Here is a 17,497-nt window from a genome sequence, read left to right on the forward strand (position 1 = left end):
TCATTAGTCCCCATGAGCTTACTTAGGCAAGTGATTGGGGTGACAAATCTGCCAGGAGCAGATTTGAACGCTGCGGTTTGAAAGATGACGGATATATTTGGACAATGCTGACGGTTACTCCATATTTCCTTCATTTTTATGCCGTCTTGACTGGCTAAACTAGTATTCTGTAAGGAGTGTAACTTTTTTGGCAATGAGTGCCCGCACGCCTGCCTTTTGGAGAGATTTTCGCCACCATGAATGCAAAAAACCCACGTCGTTCACTGATACTGCGCCTGCTGGTGGTGGTTATTGTGGCTATTGCCGCCGTGCTGATTTGGCGTCACTTCAGCGCTCCGCAACCGGCGGCGGCTGCCGCGCCGGGTGCCCGCCAAGCAGCCAGTGGCAAGGCTGCCGGTGGCCGACGCGGGGCACCGATGTCACCGGTACAGGCAGCCACCGTCACACAGCAAACGGTGCCACGCTATCTTTCCGGGCTGGGCACCGCGACCGCCGCCAACACCGTGACCGTCACCAGCCGGGTCGATGGCCAACTGATGGCTATCCATTTTACTGAAGGCCAACAGGTCAAGGCCGGCGATTTGCTGGTGGAAATCGACCCGCGCCCGTTTGAAGTACAGCTGACTCAGGCGTTGGGACAACTGGCTAAAGACCAGGCCACGCTCGCTAATGCCCGGCGCGATTTGGCGCGTTACCAGCAACTGGCAAAAACCAATCTGGTTTCACGCCAGGATCTGGATACCCAATTGTCATTAGTGCAACAGACTGAGGGGGCGATCAAAGCCGATCAGGGCACGGTCGACAGCGCCAGACTGCAAATCACCTACAGCCGCATCACCGCGCCGATCGACGGTCGCGTCGGCCTGAAACTGGTGGATGTCGGCAATTACATCACCAGCGGCAGCACAACCGGCATTGTGGTGATCACCCAGACTCACCCTATCGATGTGGTGTTTACCCTGCCGGAAGCCAATATCAGCGACTTGATCAAAGCGCAAAAAGCCGGCCCGGTCAGCGTCGAAGCCTGGGATCGCACCAACCAAAATCAACTGGCAACCGGTTCGTTGCTGAGCCTGGATAACCAGATCGATACCACCACTGGCACCATCAAACTCAAGGCGCGTTTCACCAATGAGGACGATGCGCTATTTCCCAACCAGTTTGTGAATACACGCCTGAAGGTGGCGACGCTGCACGATGCTATGGTCATCCCAACCGCGGCACTGCAAATGGGCAACGAAGGCAACTTCGTCTGGACCCTGAGTGAAGAGAACAAGGTCAACAAACACCTGGTTACCACCGGCATGCAGGACAACCGGCAAGTGGTGATCAACGCCGGCCTGAACGTCGGCGATCGGGTGGTGACCGACGGTATCGATCGTCTGACCGAAGGCATGCAGGTTGAGGTCGTCACGCCGCAAAAAAACCCGGCAGCGACCCAATCCGGTCACCCATCGCGTACTCAGGGGAAATCCTGATGCAGGTGATGCCACCTAACCCCGGCGGCGGCCCATCCCGCCTGTTTATTCTGCGCCCGGTCGCGACCACGCTGTTGATGGTGGCGATCCTGCTGGCGGGGATTATCGGTTATCGCGCCCTGCCGGTGTCCGCCCTGCCGGAAGTCGACTATCCGACCATTCAGGTGGTCACGCTGTACCCCGGTGCCAGCCCGGACGTGGTCACTTCGGCCATCAGCGCCCCGCTAGAACGCCAGTTTGGTCAGATGTCCGGCCTGAAACAGATGGCATCGCAAAGTTCCGGCGGCGCTTCGGTTGTGACACTGCAATTCCAGCTTGAGCTGCCGCTCGACGTCGCCGAACAGGAAGTGCAGGCGGCGATCAACTCCGCCACCAACCTGTTACCAGGCGATCTGCCCTACCCACCAATTTACAGCAAGGTTAACCCTGCCGATCCGCCGATACTGACACTGGCCGTGACTTCATCCGCCATGCCGATGACTCAGTTGGAAGACATGGTGGAAACCCGTGTCGCGCAGAAAATATCGCAGGTCACCGGCGTCGGGCTGGTCACTATTTCCGGTGGCCAGCGGCCGGCGGTGCGCGTGAAACTCAATGCCGCGGCCGTTGCCGCCTATGGCCTGGACAGCGAAACCATCCGCACCGCCATCGGCAACGCTAACGTCAACTCCGCCAAAGGCAGCCTGGATGGCCCGACGCGTTCGGTCACGCTGTCCGCCAACGACCAGATGAAGTCCGCCGACGATTACCGCCAACTGATTGTCACCTATCAGAACGGCGCGGCGATCCGCCTGCAAGATATCGCCACCATCGAGCAAGGCGCAGAAAATACCCGGCTGGCGGCCTGGGCCAACAAACAGCCGGCCATTGTGCTGAACATCCAGCGCCAGCCGGGGGTGAACGTGATCACCACCGCCGACAGTATCCGCGAGATGCTGCCCCAGTTGATCAAGAGCCTGCCAAAATCGGTCGACGTCAAGGTACTGACCGATCGCACCACCACCATCCGCGCCTCAGTCAGCGACGTGCAGTTCGAACTGTTGCTGGCGGTGGCGCTGGTGGTGATGGTGATTTACGTGTTCCTGCGCAACGTGCCAGCCACCATTATTCCGAGCGTGGCGGTACCGCTGTCGTTGATCGGTACCTTTGCCGCCATGTACTTCCTGGGCTTCTCAATTAACAACCTGACGCTGATGGCATTGACCATCGCCACCGGGTTTGTGGTCGATGACGCCATCGTGGTGATTGAGAACATTTCACGCTATATCGAAAAGGGGGAAAAACCGCTCGATGCGGCGTTGAAAGGGGCCGGTGAAATCGGCTTCACCATCATTTCACTGACCTTCTCACTGGTGGCAGTGCTGATCCCGCTGCTGTTTATGGGGGATATTGTCGGCCGACTGTTCCGCGAATTTGCGGTAACGCTGGCGGTGGCAATTTTGATTTCCGCCGTAGTTTCTCTGACGCTGACGCCAATGATGTGCGCACGCATGCTAAGCCACGAATCGCTGCGCAAGCAGAACCGTTTCTCTGCTGCCTCCGAGCGTTTCTTTGATCGGGTTATCGCTCGCTACGGCAAATGGCTGAAAACGGTGCTCAACCACCCGTGGCTGACGCTCGGCGTGGCATTCAGCACGCTGCTGCTCACCATCTTGCTGTACCTGCTTATCCCGAAAGGCTTCTTCCCGGTGCAGGACAACGGCATCATTCAGGGCACGCTGGAAGCGCCGCAGTCAGTGTCATTCAGCAATATGGCCGAACGCCAACAGCAGGTGGCGGCAGAAATTCTTAAAGATCCGGCGGTGGAAAGCCTGACGTCGTTTGTTGGCGTCGACGGCACCAACGCCACGCTAAACAGCGGCCGGCTGCAGATCAACCTCAAGCCCCTAAGCGAACGCAGCGAACGCATTCCGGTCATCATCACCCGTCTGCAACAGATGAGTACCCAGTTCCCCGGCGTGAAGCTGTATCTGCAGCCGGTACAGGATCTGACTATCGATACTCAGGTCAGCCGCACCCAGTACCAGTTCACCCTACAGGCCATGTCGCTGGACGATCTTAGCCTGTGGGTACCGCAGTTGATGGCGGAACTGAAACAAACGCCGCAGTTGGCAGACGTGACCAGCAACTGGCAGGATCAGGGCCTGGTGGCCTATGTCAATGTCGATCGCGATTCGGCCTCTCGCCTCGGCATCAGCATGAGCGACGTGGATAATGCGCTGTACAACGCCTTCGGTCAGCGGTTGATCTCCACCATTTACACCCAGGCCAACCAGTACCGCGTGGTGCTGGAACATGACGTCAGCACCACCCCAGGGCTGGCGGCGCTGAATGATATCCGCCTGACCAGCAGCAACGGCACCATAGTGCCACTGAGCACCATCGCCAAAATTGAACAGCGCTTCGGGCCGCTGTCGGTTAACCATCTGGATCAGTTCCCGGCGGCCACCATCTCCTTTAACGTCGCGGGCAATTATTCGCTCGGTGAAGCGGTCGATGCCATCACCCTGGCGGAAAAAAAACTCAATCTGCCGAAAGACATCACCACCCAATTCCAGGGCGCAACGCTGGCGTTCCAGGCAGCGCTGGGCGGCACCCTGTGGTTGATTCTGGCGGCGGTCGTGGCGATGTATATCGTGTTGGGCGTGCTGTATGAGAGCTTTATTCACCCGGTAACTATCCTCTCTACCCTGCCCACCGCCGGGGTCGGCGCACTGCTGGCGCTGATGATGGCCGGCAGCGAACTGGACGTGATTGCCATTATCGGCATCATTCTGCTGATCGGCATCGTGAAGAAAAACGCCATCATGATGATCGACTTTGCCCTGGCCGCCGAGCGGGAACAGGGAATGACGCCGTATGATGCGATTTATCAGGCCTGCCTGCTACGTTTCAGACCGATCCTGATGACCACGTTGGCCGCGTTGCTAGGCGCACTGCCGCTGATGCTCAGCACCGGCGTCGGCGCGGAGCTACGCCACCCACTCGGGGTCTGTATGGTCGGCGGGCTGGTGATGAGCCAGATCCTGACACTGTTCACCACGCCGGTTATCTACCTGCTGTTTGACAAGCTGGCGCGTAACACTCGTCACCAGCCGGATGTGCAGGAGCTGCCGTGAAATTCTTCGCCCTGTTTATCTATCGGCCTGTCGCCACCACGCTGCTGACATTGGCCATCACCATCAGCGGCGTGATCGGCTTCAGCCTGCTGCCGGTCTCGCCGTTGCCGCAGGTCGACTATCCGGTGATTTCAATCAGCGCTTCACTGCCGGGGGCTGCCCCAGAGACCATGGCCTCGTCGGTGGCGACGCCACTGGAACGGGCTCTGGGCCGGATTGCCGGGGTCAATGAGATGACCTCGATGAGTTCGCTGGGCAGCACCAGAGTGATTATGCAGTTTGATCTCGATCGTGATATCAACGGTGCCGCACGTGACGTGCAGGCGGCAATTAACGCTGCACAAAGTCTGTTACCCTCCGGTATGCCAAGCCGCCCCAGCTACCGTAAGGTTAACCCGTCCGATGCGCCGATCATGATCCTGACGCTAACCTCGAATACCTACAGCCAGGGCCAGCTTTACGATTTTGCCTCTACCCAATTGGCACAGAAAATCGCCCAGACCGAAGGGGTGGGCGACGTCTCGGTTGGCGGTAGCTCACTGCCTGCGGTGCGGATCGAACTCAACCCAAGCGCCCTGTTCAATCAGGGCATATCACTAGATGCCGTACGCCAGACCATCAGCAATGCCAACGTGCGCAGGCCACAAGGCGCGGTAGAAAATCAGCAGCAGCGCTGGCAGCTCCAGGCCAACGACGAATTGAAAACCGCCAATGCCTATCGGCCGTTGATTATTCACTACAACAACGGCTCGGCGGTGCGCCTGAGCGACGTGGCCGAAGTCAACGACTCGGTACAGGATGTGCGCAACGCCGGGATGACCAATGCCAAACCGGCGATTATTCTGGCCATCAGCCGGGCGCCGGACGCCAATATCATTGAAACCGTCGATCGCATCCGCGCCGAACTGCCCGCGCTGCAAGACAATATCCCGGCGTCGATCCAATTGAATATCGCCCAGGATCGCTCACCAACCATCCGCGCCTCACTGGCCGAGGTGGAGCAATCGCTGGTGATTGCCATCGGGCTGGTGATCCTGGTGGTATTCATCTTCCTGCGTTCCGGCCGCGCAACGCTGATCCCGGCGGTAGCGGTTCCGGTGTCGCTGATCGGCTCCTTCACCGCCATGTATCTGTGCGGCTTTAGTCTCAATAACCTGTCGCTGATGGCGCTGACCATTGCTACCGGCTTCGTGGTCGACGACGCTATCGTGGTGCTGGAGAATATTTCTCGCCACATCGAGGCCGGCATGAAGCCCATTAATGCGGCGCTGGTCGGGGTGCGTGAAGTGGGCTTCACCGTGCTGTCGATGAGCGTGTCGCTGGTGGCGGTGTTTATTCCGCTGCTGCTGATGGAAGGCCTGCCCGGCCGCCTGTTCCGCGAATTTGCCGTCACCCTGTCGGTGTCGATCGGGCTGTCGCTGATTATCTCGCTGACGCTGACGCCGATGATGTGCGCCTACCTGCTGCGCCACCAGCCGCCACGCTCGCAGCGGCGCATTCGCGGCTTCGGTAAAATGCTGTTGGCGTTGCAAAAGGGTTATGCCCGTTCACTAAGCTGGGTGCTTGGCCACTCGCGCTGGGTGCTGGCGGTGTTTCTGGCTACCATCGCGCTCAACGTGTGGCTATACGTCAGTATTCCAAAAACTTTTTTCCCCGAACAGGATACCGGCCGGCTGCTGGGCTTTATCCAGGCCGATCAGAGCATTTCCTTCCAGGCGATGCGCGTTAAGCTGGAAGATTTCATGAAAATCGTGCGTGAAGATCCGGACGTGGAAAACGTCACCGGTTTCACCGGCGGCTCACGCACCAACAGCGGCTCGATGTTTATCTCGTTGAAACCCCTGTCGGTGCGCAGTGATGACGCGCAGAAAGTGATCGCCCGCCTGCGCGCCAAATTGGCCAAAGAGCCGGGTGCCAACCTGTTCCTGATGGCGGTGCAGGATATCCGCGTCGGTGGCCGGCAGGCTAATGCCAGCTACCAATACACACTACTGGCTGATGACCTCTCCGCACTCCGCCAGTGGGAACCGAAAATCCGCACTGCGCTGGCCGCCTTGCCGGAGCTGGCCGACGTCAACTCCGATCAGCAGGACAAAGGCTCGGAAATGGATCTGGTTTACGATCGCGAGACCATGGCCCGGCTGGGGATTTCGGTTTCAGACGCCAATAACCTGCTCAATAACGCCTTCGGCCAGCGCCAGATTTCGACCATCTACCAGCCGCTCAATCAGTACAAGGTGGTCATGGAAGTCGCGCCACCCTATACCCAGGACGTCAGTTCACTGGACAAGATGTTCGTGATCAACAAGGACGGCAAGGCGATCCCGCTGTCCTACTTCGCCAGTTGGAGACCGGCCAATGCACCGCTGTCGGTCAACCACCAGGGGTTGTCGGCCGCCTCGACCATCTCGTTTAACCTGCCCGATGGCGGCAGCCTGTCTGACGCTACCGCCGCCGTAGAACGCAGCATGACGGCGCTCGGTGTTCCGGCCACGGTACGAGGCGCCTTTGCCGGTACCGCTCAAGTATTCCAGGAAACGCTGAAATCCCAGTTGCTGCTGATCGCCGCCGCCATCGCCACGGTGTATATCGTGCTAGGCATCCTCTATGAAAGCTATATTCACCCGCTGACCATCCTGTCCACCCTGCCCTCTGCCGGTGTCGGTGCACTGCTGGCGCTGGAGCTGTTCGGCGCGCCGTTCAGCCTGATTGCGTTGATTGGCATTATGCTGCTGATCGGTATAGTGAAGAAGAACGCCATCATGATGGTCGATTTTGCCCTGGATGCACAACGCAACGGGGGTATCAGCGCGCGGGACGCCATTTTCCAGGCTTGCCTGCTGCGTTTCAGGCCGATAATGATGACCACGCTGGCGGCGCTTTTTGGCGCACTGCCCCTGGTGTTGACCCACGGCGACGGCGCGGAGTTACGTCAACCGCTCGGCATCACCATAGTGGGTGGGCTGCTCGTCAGCCAACTGCTGACGCTCTACACCACCCCGGTGGTTTACCTGTATTTTGACCGGCTGCAGATGAAGTTCCGTCGCGGCAAGAAGCTGGCTCCTTTGCCCCAATAATGACTAATTGATGCTGATAAAACACACCACCTCGGTACAGTGGCAACTCTGGATTGTGGCATTCGGCTTTTTTATGCAGACGCTGGACACCGCCATCGTCAATACCGCCCTGCCTGCGTTGGCCTTCGCCCGCGTCCCGGCCGATACCACCACTAACCGCACGCTGACCAAAGAGCCGGACACAGGCTCCACGAGGTTGCAATGAAAATAGGCATTACCGGTAAACTGTTCATGGCGATTTTCGCCACCTGCATGCTGGTGTTAATCACCATGCACTGGGGTGTGCGTGTCAGCTTCGAGCGGGGTTTTATCGACTACATCAAGAACAGTAACGAACAGCGCATCAACATGCTGGGTGAAGCGCTGGAAGAGCAGTACAGCCACCACGGCAACTGGGTCTTTCTGCGTAATAACGATCAGGTGGTTTACCAGATCATGCGCTCGTTCGAACAAAACAGCGATAGCAGCCACAATCTGCCGCCCAAGGGCTGGCGTACCCAGTTCTGGGTGGTAGACAGCCAGTTTAACCGGCTGGTGGGCCATTCAGGCCCGTTGCCAAAGGAAGGCCCGCGTCATCCCATCCGCTACAACAATGAAATTGTCGGCTGGGTGCTCACCACCCCGGTAGAGAGGCTGACGCGCAATACCGACATCAACTTCGACCAACAGCAAAGACGCACCAGTTGGATGATTGTCGCCCTCTCTACCCTGTTGGCTGCGGCGGTGACCTGGCTGATGTCGCGCGGCTTACTGGCGCCGGTCAAACGCCTGGTAGCGGGAACCCATCGGCTGGCGGCGGGGGATTTCAGCACCCGCGTGGCGGTCAGTAGCCAGGATGAACTGGGGCGACTGGCGCTGGACTTTAACCAGCTTGCCACCTCGCTGGAAAAAAATGAACAGATGCGGCGCGCCGTGATGGCCGACGTCTCGCACGAATTACGCACCCCACTGGCGGTGTTGCGCGGCGAACTCGAAGCCTTGCAAGATGGCGTGCGCCAACCTACCCCGGCCTCACTCAGCTCACTGCTGGCGGAAGTCGCCACCCTGACCAAGCTGGTCGATGACCTACACCAGCTTTCGTTATCAGATCTCGGCGCGCTCGCCTACCGTAAATCACCGGTCGACTGTGTGCACCTGCTACAAATTGCGGTCGCCAGTTTCCGCGACCGGTTCCACGCCAAGGGGTTGGAAATCGTGACCCGGCTACCAGAACAGGCGCCGCTGTTTGGCGACCCCGACCGGCTTAATCAGCTGTTTAACAACCTGCTGGAAAACAGCCTGCGTTATACCGACGCCGAGGGTAAGCTGGAGATCGGCGCAGAATCGTTGCCGGGCCGCCTGCTCATTTATTGGCAGGACAGCGCGCCGGGCGTCAATGACGAGCAACTGGCACTCATTTTTGAGCGCTTCTACCGTACCGAAGGATCGCGTAATCGCGCCAGCGGCGGCTCCGGACTGGGGCTATCGATCTGTCAAAACATAGTGGAAGCACACAACGGAAAGATCTACGCACAGCACTCGCCTTTGGGCGGCGTGCGGATTACGGTAGAATTCGCCACCCCGGTAATGAATAAGGCGTCATGATGGAAACCCAGAACCAGCCGTTGCAAATTATGATTGTTGAAGATGAACCCAAGCTCGGCCAACTGTTGGTGGACTACCTGCAAGCTGCGGGATACGCCACGCACTGGCTGACCAATGGCAGTGAGGTGGTGCCGGCGGTACATGCTCATTCCCCTGCCTTGATCTTGCTGGATCTGATGCTGCCGGGCAGCGACGGGTTAACGGTCTGCCGTGAACTGCGTCGTTTTACCGATATTCCGGTGGTGATGGTGACGGCGAAAATCGAGGAGATCGATCGCCTGCTGGGGTTGGAGATCGGCGCAGATGATTACATCTGCAAGCCTTACAGCCCACGTGAAGTGGTCGCCAGGGTGAAAACCATTCTGCGTCGTTGCTACCGCCCGTTGGACAATACGCAGGAAGAAACCCAACTTCACATTGATGAACCGCGCTTTCAGGCCAGCTATCAGGGCCAAATGCTGGATCTCACTCCGGCCGAGTTTCGCCTGCTGAAAACACTGGCCAGCCAGCCAGGCAACGTGTTCTCACGTGAGCAACTGCTGAATAACCTGTATGACGACTACCGGGTTGTCACCGACCGTACCATCGACAGTCATATCAAAAACCTGCGGCGCAAACTGGAGCTGATCGACGGCGAAAAATCCTTTATCCGTTCAGTGTACGGCGTGGGCTATCGCTGGGAAGCTGAGCCCTGTCGGCTGGTGAATGGGCTTTAAGTCCAGTCTTCTACTGCCAGGCCCGGCACCATGGCGAACGCCTTATCGTTAGTGATTATTGTCGCACCACGGCTCTGAGCGTGTGCGGCAATAAGCTGATCCAAAGCCCCCATCACCCGTCCGTTTTCCGTCACCTCCGCCCGCATAGCGCCATAGCAATGCGCGGCTTCGCTGTCCCAGGCATAGACCGTCACGGAATCAAGGAATGCCTTAACCGTCGCCTTCAGCATCGCAATCCGCCATTAGCTTGTCGTGCTACAGCACTATCCGCTGGCTAAAACTCAACGCTAGCGCAAAAAAAATCGCCTTTTTTTTGCACTACTGTGCGCAAGTCAGGTTTATTAGCCGCCCAATTTCAAGCTATTGGCTACACTTACATCACTTATCGGAACCCACAGGAGAGGAACCATGGCAATCGGTCACTATGAACTGAAAAAAGCAAAGAATGGACAGTACCACTTCAACCTGAAAGCCAGTAATGGCGAAATCATTCTGGCCAGTGAGATGTACGCCAGCAAGGCCTCGGCGGAGAATGGCATTGCCTCGGTGCAAACCAATTCCCCCCACGAAGCGCAATATGAACTCAAGCACAGCACCAGCAATCAGCCTTACTTTGTGCTGAAGGCCAAAAACCATCAGGTGATCGGCGTCAGCGAAATGTACAGCTCTGAAACTGCTGCAAAAAACGGCATTCAGTCAGTAATCAAAAACGGCCCGAATACCGACGTGCGCGATTTGAGTGCATAACATCATCTGAGCGACGCGCGATGGTCGCCATCGCGCGTTTTTCTTATGACCAGGATCAATCTCCCTTTAATAAATCCGGTTACCTGCTGATTTCTTGCCGCTCTGCCGCTACAATCCCCCGCTTTTACTGCGCCATTTGGTGGTGCGGTACTGACCTGAAATCAGACCGAGACTCATTATGTTTACACCGGAACTCCTCTCCCCGGCGGGTACGCTGAAAAACATGCGTTACGCCTTTGCCTATGGTGCAGACGCCGTTTATGCTGGCCAACCGCGTTACAGCCTGCGGGTGCGCAATAACGAATTCAATCACGAGAATCTGGCGCAGGGGATTAACGAAGCCCATGCGCTGGGCAAAAGATTCTACGTGGTGGTGAATATCACCCCGCACAACGCCAAGCTGAAAACCTTCCTGCGCGATCTTAAACCGGTGATCGACATGGGCCCAGACGCGTTGATCATGTCCGATCCCGGCCTGATCATGATGGTGCGCGAAGCCTTCCCGCAGATGGACATTCACTTGTCGGTACAGGCGAACGCGGTTAACTGGGCGACGGTGAAATTCTGGCAGCAAATGGGGCTGACGCGAGTGATCCTGTCGCGCGAACTGTCGCTGGAGGAGATCGCCGAGATCCGCTCTCAGGTACCGAAAATGGAGCTGGAAATCTTCGTCCACGGCGCCCTGTGCATGGCCTATTCCGGCCGTTGCCTGTTATCCGGTTATATCAACAAGCGCGATCCTAATCAGGGCACCTGCACCAACGCCTGTCGCTGGCAGTACAAAGCGGAAGAAGGCAAAGAGGACGAGACAGGTAACATTGTACATATGCATGAACCTATCCCGGTACAAACCGTTGAGCCGACGTTAGGTATCGGTGCACCGACCGACAAAGTGTTTATGCTGTCCGAAGCGCAAAAACCGGATGAGTACATGAGCGCCTTTGAAGATGAACACGGCACCTACATCATGAACTCGAAGGATTTACGTGCCATCCAGCATGTGGAACGCCTGACTCAGCTCGGCGTGCATTCGCTGAAAATCGAAGGCCGCACCAAATCCTTCTACTACTGCGCGCGCACTGCACAAGTCTATCGCCGCGCCATCGACGACGCCGTCGCGGGCAAGCCATTCGATCCTACCCTGCTCACCACGCTGGAAGGCCTGGCCCACCGGGGTTACACCGAAGGTTTCCTGCGCCGCCATGTGCATGAAGCTCAGCAAAACTACGATTACGGTTCCTCACTGTCTGAACGCCAGCAGTTTGTCGGTGAGTTCACCGGCGTCCGCCGTGATGGTTGGGCAGAAGTGGATGTAAAAAACAAGTTCATGGTCGGCGACAGTGTCGAGATGATGACTCCCGGCGGTAACGTCTTGTTTACCCTGGAGAGCATGCAAAATAAGAAAGGTGAAGCGATCGACGTGGCTCCGGGCAACGGGCATATCGTTTATTTGCCAATTCCGTCAGATATCGATCTCAATTACGCATTGCTGATCCGAAATTTGCCGGATACCAATAGTCCTGCGGCGTAAAAATTCCGCCCGCTATCTTTAAATGGCGGTTTTTGGCAAATATTAGAATCAGATCACATCAATTAGTGCGCAGCTTGGTTAATATCAATCTGCTTAAAACTAAGAACGAAAAATATTTGCATAGCAATACTAGGAACCACCTCCTTAGCCGGTCCAATCTCCCTTGGACTGGCTTTTTCTTTGGTTTTAGCTCGTTATTCCTTATAGTCTCGCCAATATAGCGATCCCATCGAAAAATCGTCACGTTATCTATTTTTAATAATCCCTCGATTCTCTGACGATATAAAATCAATGTTGCAGCAGTTAATTAATCTATTAACAATAAACGCTAACTTATCTACTGCGCATATCTCAAATTAAGTCAATTCTGCAGGAATAATCTCTGCCAGGAGGCAACCAGCCAGAATTAACTGAATATTCTGATGGATTGCCACTGATGGGTAGTTTATCGTTGCTTATTATCTGTTTTACAGCCGGGAGATATCGGGAATGCATCCACCAGCACCAGCGCTGCTTATCATCAACGGCAAAAGCGCCGGCAACGAAGAAGTTCGCCTGGCGGTACAGAAATTGCGGGATGAGAACCAAACCCTGCACGTTCGCGTCACCTGGGAACAGGAGGACGCCGCGCGCTATGTGCAGGAGGCCTGTCAACTTGGGGTGGCCACGCTGATTGCCGGTGGTGGCGATGGCACCATCAATGAGGTGGCTGCAGCCTTGGCCGCGTTACCGGCCAAAGGGCGGCCGGTATTGGGCATTCTGCCATTGGGTACCGCCAACGACTTCGCCATGGCCTGCAATATCCCTCTGATGCCGGAACAGGCACTGCGGCTGGCGGTGAAAGGCCGTGCCGTCTCGATAGACCTGGCAAAAGTTAACGATCATCGCTATTTCATCAATATGGCAACCGGCGGTTTTGGCACCCGTATCACCGCCGAAACGCCGGAAAAATTGAAGGCTGCGTTGGGCGGCGTCTCCTACTTTATCCACGGCTTGCTGCGCATGGACACGCTCAAAGCCGATCGCTGCGAGATCCGCGGTCCTGATTTCCATTGGTCCGGTGACGCGTTGGTGATTGGTATCGGTAATGGCAAGCAGGCTGGTGGCGGGCAGCAATTATGCCCGGATGCACTGATCAACGATGGCCTGCTGCAACTGCGGTTGCTGATCGCTGACGAACTGTTACCGGCACTGATCGCCAGCCTGTTTAATGATGAAGAAAACAAAAACGTGATCGGTGCCGCCCTGCCGTGGCTGGAAATTGATGCGCCCCATGAAATGACCTTTAATCTCGACGGCGAACCGCTTAAGGGTAAGCATTTCCGCATTGAAGTGCTGCCGAACGCCATCGAATGCCGTCTTCCCCCCAACTGCGAGCTGCTTGGGCAACCCCAGTCTCCTCAATAACCGCTTAATATTGGGCTCAGCCAGCGTGCTGCGCCCCTGTTGGTCTTCAGTTCTCCCCCTTCTTTTCCGCAACAAAATGTGATCTTCTCTGGCAAATCCATTTAATCATACTTGTATGGTAGTTAGTTCATGGCGTATTTTTCGTTCATTATGATGACCCGTGGGAACAGGATTAGACGCATGAAGATTATCAACGCAGAGGTTTTTGTGACCTGCCCTGGCAGGAATTTTGTCACGCTGAAGTTAACCACTGACGAAGGGATTACCGGTATCGGCGATGCCACCCTCAATGGCCGCGAGCTGCCGGTAGCCTCCTATTTAAAAGATCACGTTTGCCCGCAGTTGATTGGTCGTGATGGCCACCAGATCGAAGACATCTGGCAGTTCTTCTATAAAGGCGCTTACTGGCGGCGCGGCCCGGTCACCATGTCGGCTATCTCCGCCGTAGACATGGCGTTATGGGACATCAAAGGCAAAGCGGCCAACATGCCGCTGTATCAGCTATTGGGCGGCGCATCGCGCACCGGCGTAATGGTTTACTGCCACACCACTGGCCACTCCATCGACGAAGTGCTCGACGACTATGCCAAGCATAAAGAACTGGGTTTTAAAGCCATTCGCGCCCAGTGCGGCGTACCGGGCATGAAAACCACCTACGGCATGGCCAAAGGCAAAGGGCTGGCTTACGAGCCCGCCACCAAGGGTGGCTGGCCGGAAGAGCAGTTGTGGTCAACGGAAAAATACCTCGATTTCACCCCCAAACTGTTCGAAGCGGTGCGCAACCGCTTTGGTTTTGACGAGCACTTGCTGCACGACATGCACCACCGGCTGACGCCGATCGAGGCAGCTCGCTTCGGTAAAAGCATTGAGCAGTACCGTCTGTTCTGGATGGAAGACCCAACGCCTGCAGAGAATCAGGAATGTTTCCGCCTGATCCGCCAGCACACCGTCACGCCAATCGCCGTCGGCGAAGTGTTCAATAGCATCTGGGACTGTAAACAGCTGATTGAAGAACAGCTGATCGACTATATCCGCACTACCCTGACCCACGCTGGTGGCATTACCGGCATGCGCCGTATCGCCGATTTTGCTTCGCTGTATCAGGTGCGTACCGGGTCACACGGGCCATCCGATCTGTCGCCAATCTGCATGGCTGCGGCGCTGCATTTTGATCTGTGGGTGCCGAACTTCGGCGTGCAGGAATACATGGGTTACTCCGAACAAATGCTCGAGGTGTTCCCACATAGCTGGAGCTTTAACGACGGCTATATGCACCCTGGCAACAAACCGGGGCTGGGCATTGAGTTCGACGAAAAACTGGCCGCCCATTATCCGTACGAACCGGCTTATCTACCGGTCGCACGCCTCGAGGATGGCACCCTATGGAACTGGTAACAGGAGAAAGCGCCATGCAAAGCGTGGTCATTGAACAGCCCGGCCTACTGGCTATCCAGCAGCGTCCTCTGCCACAACCGGCGGCCAACGAAGTACGGGTAAAGGTTAAATTTGCCGGTATCTGTGGTTCTGATGTGCATATTTACCATGGGCATAACCCGTTCGCCCGCTACCCACGAGTGATCGGCCACGAGTTTTTTGGCGTGATTGATCTGGTGGGCAGCGATGTCAGCCCGCAGCGGCTCGGCGAACGCGTTTCAGTCGATCCGGTCGTCAGTTGCGGCCATTGCTATCCTTGTTCCATCGGTCGTCCCAACGTCTGCACCGAGCTGCAAGTGATCGGTGTACATCGCGATGGCGGTTTCAGTGACTACGCCTGCGCCCCGGCGCGCAACGCCTACCGCATTCCGGACAGCATCAGCGATCGTCACGCCGCCATGGTTGAACCCTTCACCATTGCCGCCAATATCACCGCTCATCTGCAGCCTAATGCCGATGATATTGCACTGGTCTACGGTGCCGGGCCAATGGGGCTGACGGTGATCCAAACGCTGAAAGGCGTCTACGGCGTGAAGCAGGTGCTCGTCACAGACCGCATCGGGGAGCGGCTGGTGATGGCCCAGGAAAACGGCGCTGACTGGATGTTCAACAATGCCGAAGCGTCATTGCCCGCCGAGCTGGAACGGCGCGGCATCCGCCCGACGTTGATCGTCGACGCCGCCTGTCATCCGGCCATTTTGCAAGAGGCGATCAATCTGGCGTCTCCGGCAGCGCGCATCGGCATCATGGGGTTCTCCGGCGAGGCCTGCACCATTACTCAACAAAGCATCACCAGTAAAGAGCTGTCAATTTTCTCTTCGCGCCTCAACAGCGCACGCTTCCCACAGGTTATCGATTGGATGGCCAGCGGGAAAATCGACCCACAGAAACTCATTACTCATTGCGTACCGGCCAACGAGGTTGAACAGGCGATGCTGATATTCGAAAAAGATCAGCGCACCTGCTGCAAGGTATTACTGCAATTTAGTTAATTTTTTCACCGGGGCATAGGGTGGCCTGGCCGCCCCTGCAGACAACAAAGCATCGCGATTAAACCAGGCTGCGCCACGGACAATGACGGGACACAGCCTATACCAAGTGGAGTGCTTTTATGTTTAAAAACCTGCGTTGGACCATCGTATTCCTGCTGTTTATGGTTTACATGATCAACTACCTCGACCGCGTCGCGCTGTCGATTACCGTACCGATGATCGAGAAGGATCTGATGTTGAATGCCGAGCAGTTCGGCATTATCTTTGGCAGCTTCTTCTTCGGTTACGCCATCTTTAACTTTATCGGTGGGTTGGCGGTAGACAAATTCGGCCCGACGTTGGTACTCGGCATCGCCGTCGGCCTGTGGTCCGTCTTCTGCGGCATGACGGCATTAGCCACCGGCTTCTATTCCATGCTGATCCTGCGCGTTCTGTTCGGCATGGCCGAAGGGCCGATCTGCGCCTCCGCCAATAAAATGATCAACGGCTGGTTCCCGAAGAAACAGGCGGCGACCGCAATGGGCCTGCTCAGCGCCGGTTCCCCTTTGGGTGGTGCCGTGGCCGGGCCGATCGTCGGTTATCTGGCGTTGGCGTTCGGCTGGCGGCCGGCGTTTATGATCATCTGCTCGATCGGCATCGTCTGGATGCTGATGTGGTTCTTCGTGGTGGCGGATAACCCGGCGAAAAGCAAACGCGTCAGCGATAAGGAACTGGCGCTGATAAACCAGATGAAGGAAGAGACTCACAGCGCCGAAGAAGAGCTGAACAATGCCGCGCACGGACTGGGCTACTACCTGAAGCAGCCAATCATCCTGGTCACCGCATTCGCCTTCTTCTGCTACAACTACATCCTGTTCTTCTTCCTGAGCTGGTTCCCGTCGTACCTGGTGCAGGCGCATAACCTGAACATCAAGGAAATGAGCCTCACCACCATGATCCCATGGATTGTCGGCTTTGTCGGGTTGGCACTCGGTGGCTATATCTCCGACAAGATTTTCAATATCACCGGCAAGCTGTTGCTGTCGCGCAAGATTGTGCTGGTCACCAGCCTGCTGGCGGCCGCTGTCTGCGTGGCACTGGCGGGTACCGTCAGCAGCGTGGTACCTGCGGTCATGCTGATGTCGGTATCGATCTTCTTCCTGTACATCACCGGGGCGATTTACTGGGCAATTATCCAGGACGTGGTGCATAAATCCCGGGTCGGTGGCGCCAGCGGCTTTATCCATCTGGTCGGCAGCGTTTCCGGCATCATTGGCCCGGTAGCCACCGGCTACATTGTGCAAAACACCGGCAAGTTCGACAGCGCCTTTATACTGGCGGGTGGCGTGGCCGCACTCGGGGCAGTGCTGGTACTGCTGGTGATCAAAGCACCGCGCAATAGCGTGCAACCGCAAATATCAAAACCCTAGGTA

The 17,497-nt window shown here is 56.6% G+C and carries 12 protein-coding genes and 1 pseudogene; 12 read left to right on the top strand and 1 reads right to left on the bottom strand.

Going from position 1 to position 17,497, the window contains the following annotated elements:
* The first annotated feature begins 236 nt into the window (after positions 1-236).
* Genes ACUTQ5_RS14665 through baeR form a run of 6 tightly spaced genes read left to right on the top strand, consistent with a single transcriptional unit; the run spans position 237 to position 9,974 of the window.
* Positions 237-1,478: an MdtA/MuxA family multidrug efflux RND transporter periplasmic adaptor subunit gene (locus ACUTQ5_RS14665; protein ID WP_445651851.1), complete on the top strand. Its 1,242-nt coding sequence runs from the start codon at positions 237-239 to the stop codon at positions 1,476-1,478.
* A complete protein-coding gene (locus tag ACUTQ5_RS14670; RefSeq protein ID WP_445651852.1) occupies positions 1,478-4,597 on the top strand; it encodes an MdtB/MuxB family multidrug efflux RND transporter permease subunit in 3,120 nt (1,039 codons plus the stop codon). The genes ACUTQ5_RS14665 and ACUTQ5_RS14670 overlap by 1 nt, the downstream gene beginning before the upstream one ends.
* On the top strand, positions 4,594-7,674 hold the full coding sequence (mdtC, locus tag ACUTQ5_RS14675; protein ID WP_445651853.1) for a multidrug efflux RND transporter permease subunit MdtC: 3,081 nt from the start codon (positions 4,594-4,596) through the stop codon (positions 7,672-7,674). The genes ACUTQ5_RS14670 and mdtC overlap by 4 nt, the downstream gene beginning before the upstream one ends.
* Before the next feature lie 10 nt (positions 7,675-7,684).
* Entirely contained in the window at positions 7,685-7,879 is a 195-nt protein-coding gene (locus ACUTQ5_RS14680) for a hypothetical protein (protein WP_445651881.1), read from the top strand.
* On the top strand, positions 7,876-9,258 hold the full coding sequence (gene baeS, locus ACUTQ5_RS14685; RefSeq protein ID WP_445651854.1) for a two-component system sensor histidine kinase BaeS: 1,383 nt from the start codon (positions 7,876-7,878) through the stop codon (positions 9,256-9,258). The genes ACUTQ5_RS14680 and baeS overlap by 4 nt, the downstream gene beginning before the upstream one ends.
* A complete protein-coding gene (gene baeR / locus ACUTQ5_RS14690; RefSeq protein WP_041418654.1) occupies positions 9,258-9,974 on the top strand; it encodes a two-component system response regulator BaeR in 717 nt (238 codons plus the stop codon). The genes baeS and baeR overlap by 1 nt, the downstream gene beginning before the upstream one ends.
* Here the strand turns inward: baeR and ACUTQ5_RS14695 are convergent.
* Positions 9,971-10,201, bottom strand: a pseudogene (locus ACUTQ5_RS14695) (PIN domain-containing protein); the annotation flags it as partial. The gene baeR and the pseudogene ACUTQ5_RS14695 overlap by 4 nt on opposite strands.
* Positions 10,202-10,382: 181 nt before the next feature.
* Here ACUTQ5_RS14695 and ACUTQ5_RS14700 point away from each other — a divergent pair.
* The 6 genes from ACUTQ5_RS14700 (at position 10,383) to ACUTQ5_RS14725 (ending at position 17,494) form a co-directional block, all read left to right on the top strand.
* The gene (locus tag ACUTQ5_RS14700; RefSeq protein ID WP_037417767.1) at positions 10,383-10,721 is read left to right on the top strand and encodes a YegP family protein; all 339 of its coding nucleotides are present in this window, start codon (positions 10,383-10,385) and stop codon (positions 10,719-10,721) included.
* A 178-nt stretch (positions 10,722-10,899) separates the two neighbouring features.
* Positions 10,900-12,252 carry a prephenate-dependent tRNA uridine(34) hydroxylase TrhP gene (gene trhP, locus ACUTQ5_RS14705; RefSeq protein ID WP_445651855.1) on the top strand — a complete coding sequence of 451 codons (1,353 nt, stop codon included), beginning with the start codon at positions 10,900-10,902 and terminating at the stop codon, positions 12,250-12,252.
* Positions 12,253-12,741: 489 nt separating this feature from the next.
* Entirely contained in the window at positions 12,742-13,659 is a 918-nt protein-coding gene (yegS, locus tag ACUTQ5_RS14710; RefSeq protein ID WP_445651856.1) for a lipid kinase YegS, read from the top strand.
* A gap of 180 nt (positions 13,660-13,839) precedes the next feature.
* Positions 13,840-15,054 (top strand): D-mannonate dehydratase ManD, encoded by a 1,215-nt coding sequence (manD, locus tag ACUTQ5_RS14715; protein WP_445651857.1) that lies wholly within the window; start codon positions 13,840-13,842, stop codon positions 15,052-15,054.
* Positions 15,055-15,068: 14 nt separating this feature from the next.
* Complete coding sequence (locus ACUTQ5_RS14720) at positions 15,069-16,085, top strand: Zn-dependent oxidoreductase (protein ID WP_445651880.1); 1,017 nt, start codon at positions 15,069-15,071, stop codon at positions 16,083-16,085.
* Between the two features lie 119 nt (positions 16,086-16,204).
* Complete coding sequence (locus tag ACUTQ5_RS14725; protein ID WP_445651858.1) at positions 16,205-17,494, top strand: MFS transporter; 1,290 nt, start codon at positions 16,205-16,207, stop codon at positions 17,492-17,494.
* Positions 17,495-17,497 lie beyond the last annotated feature (3 nt).

It is taken from the genome of Serratia sp. NA_112.1, assembly GCF_052691715.1.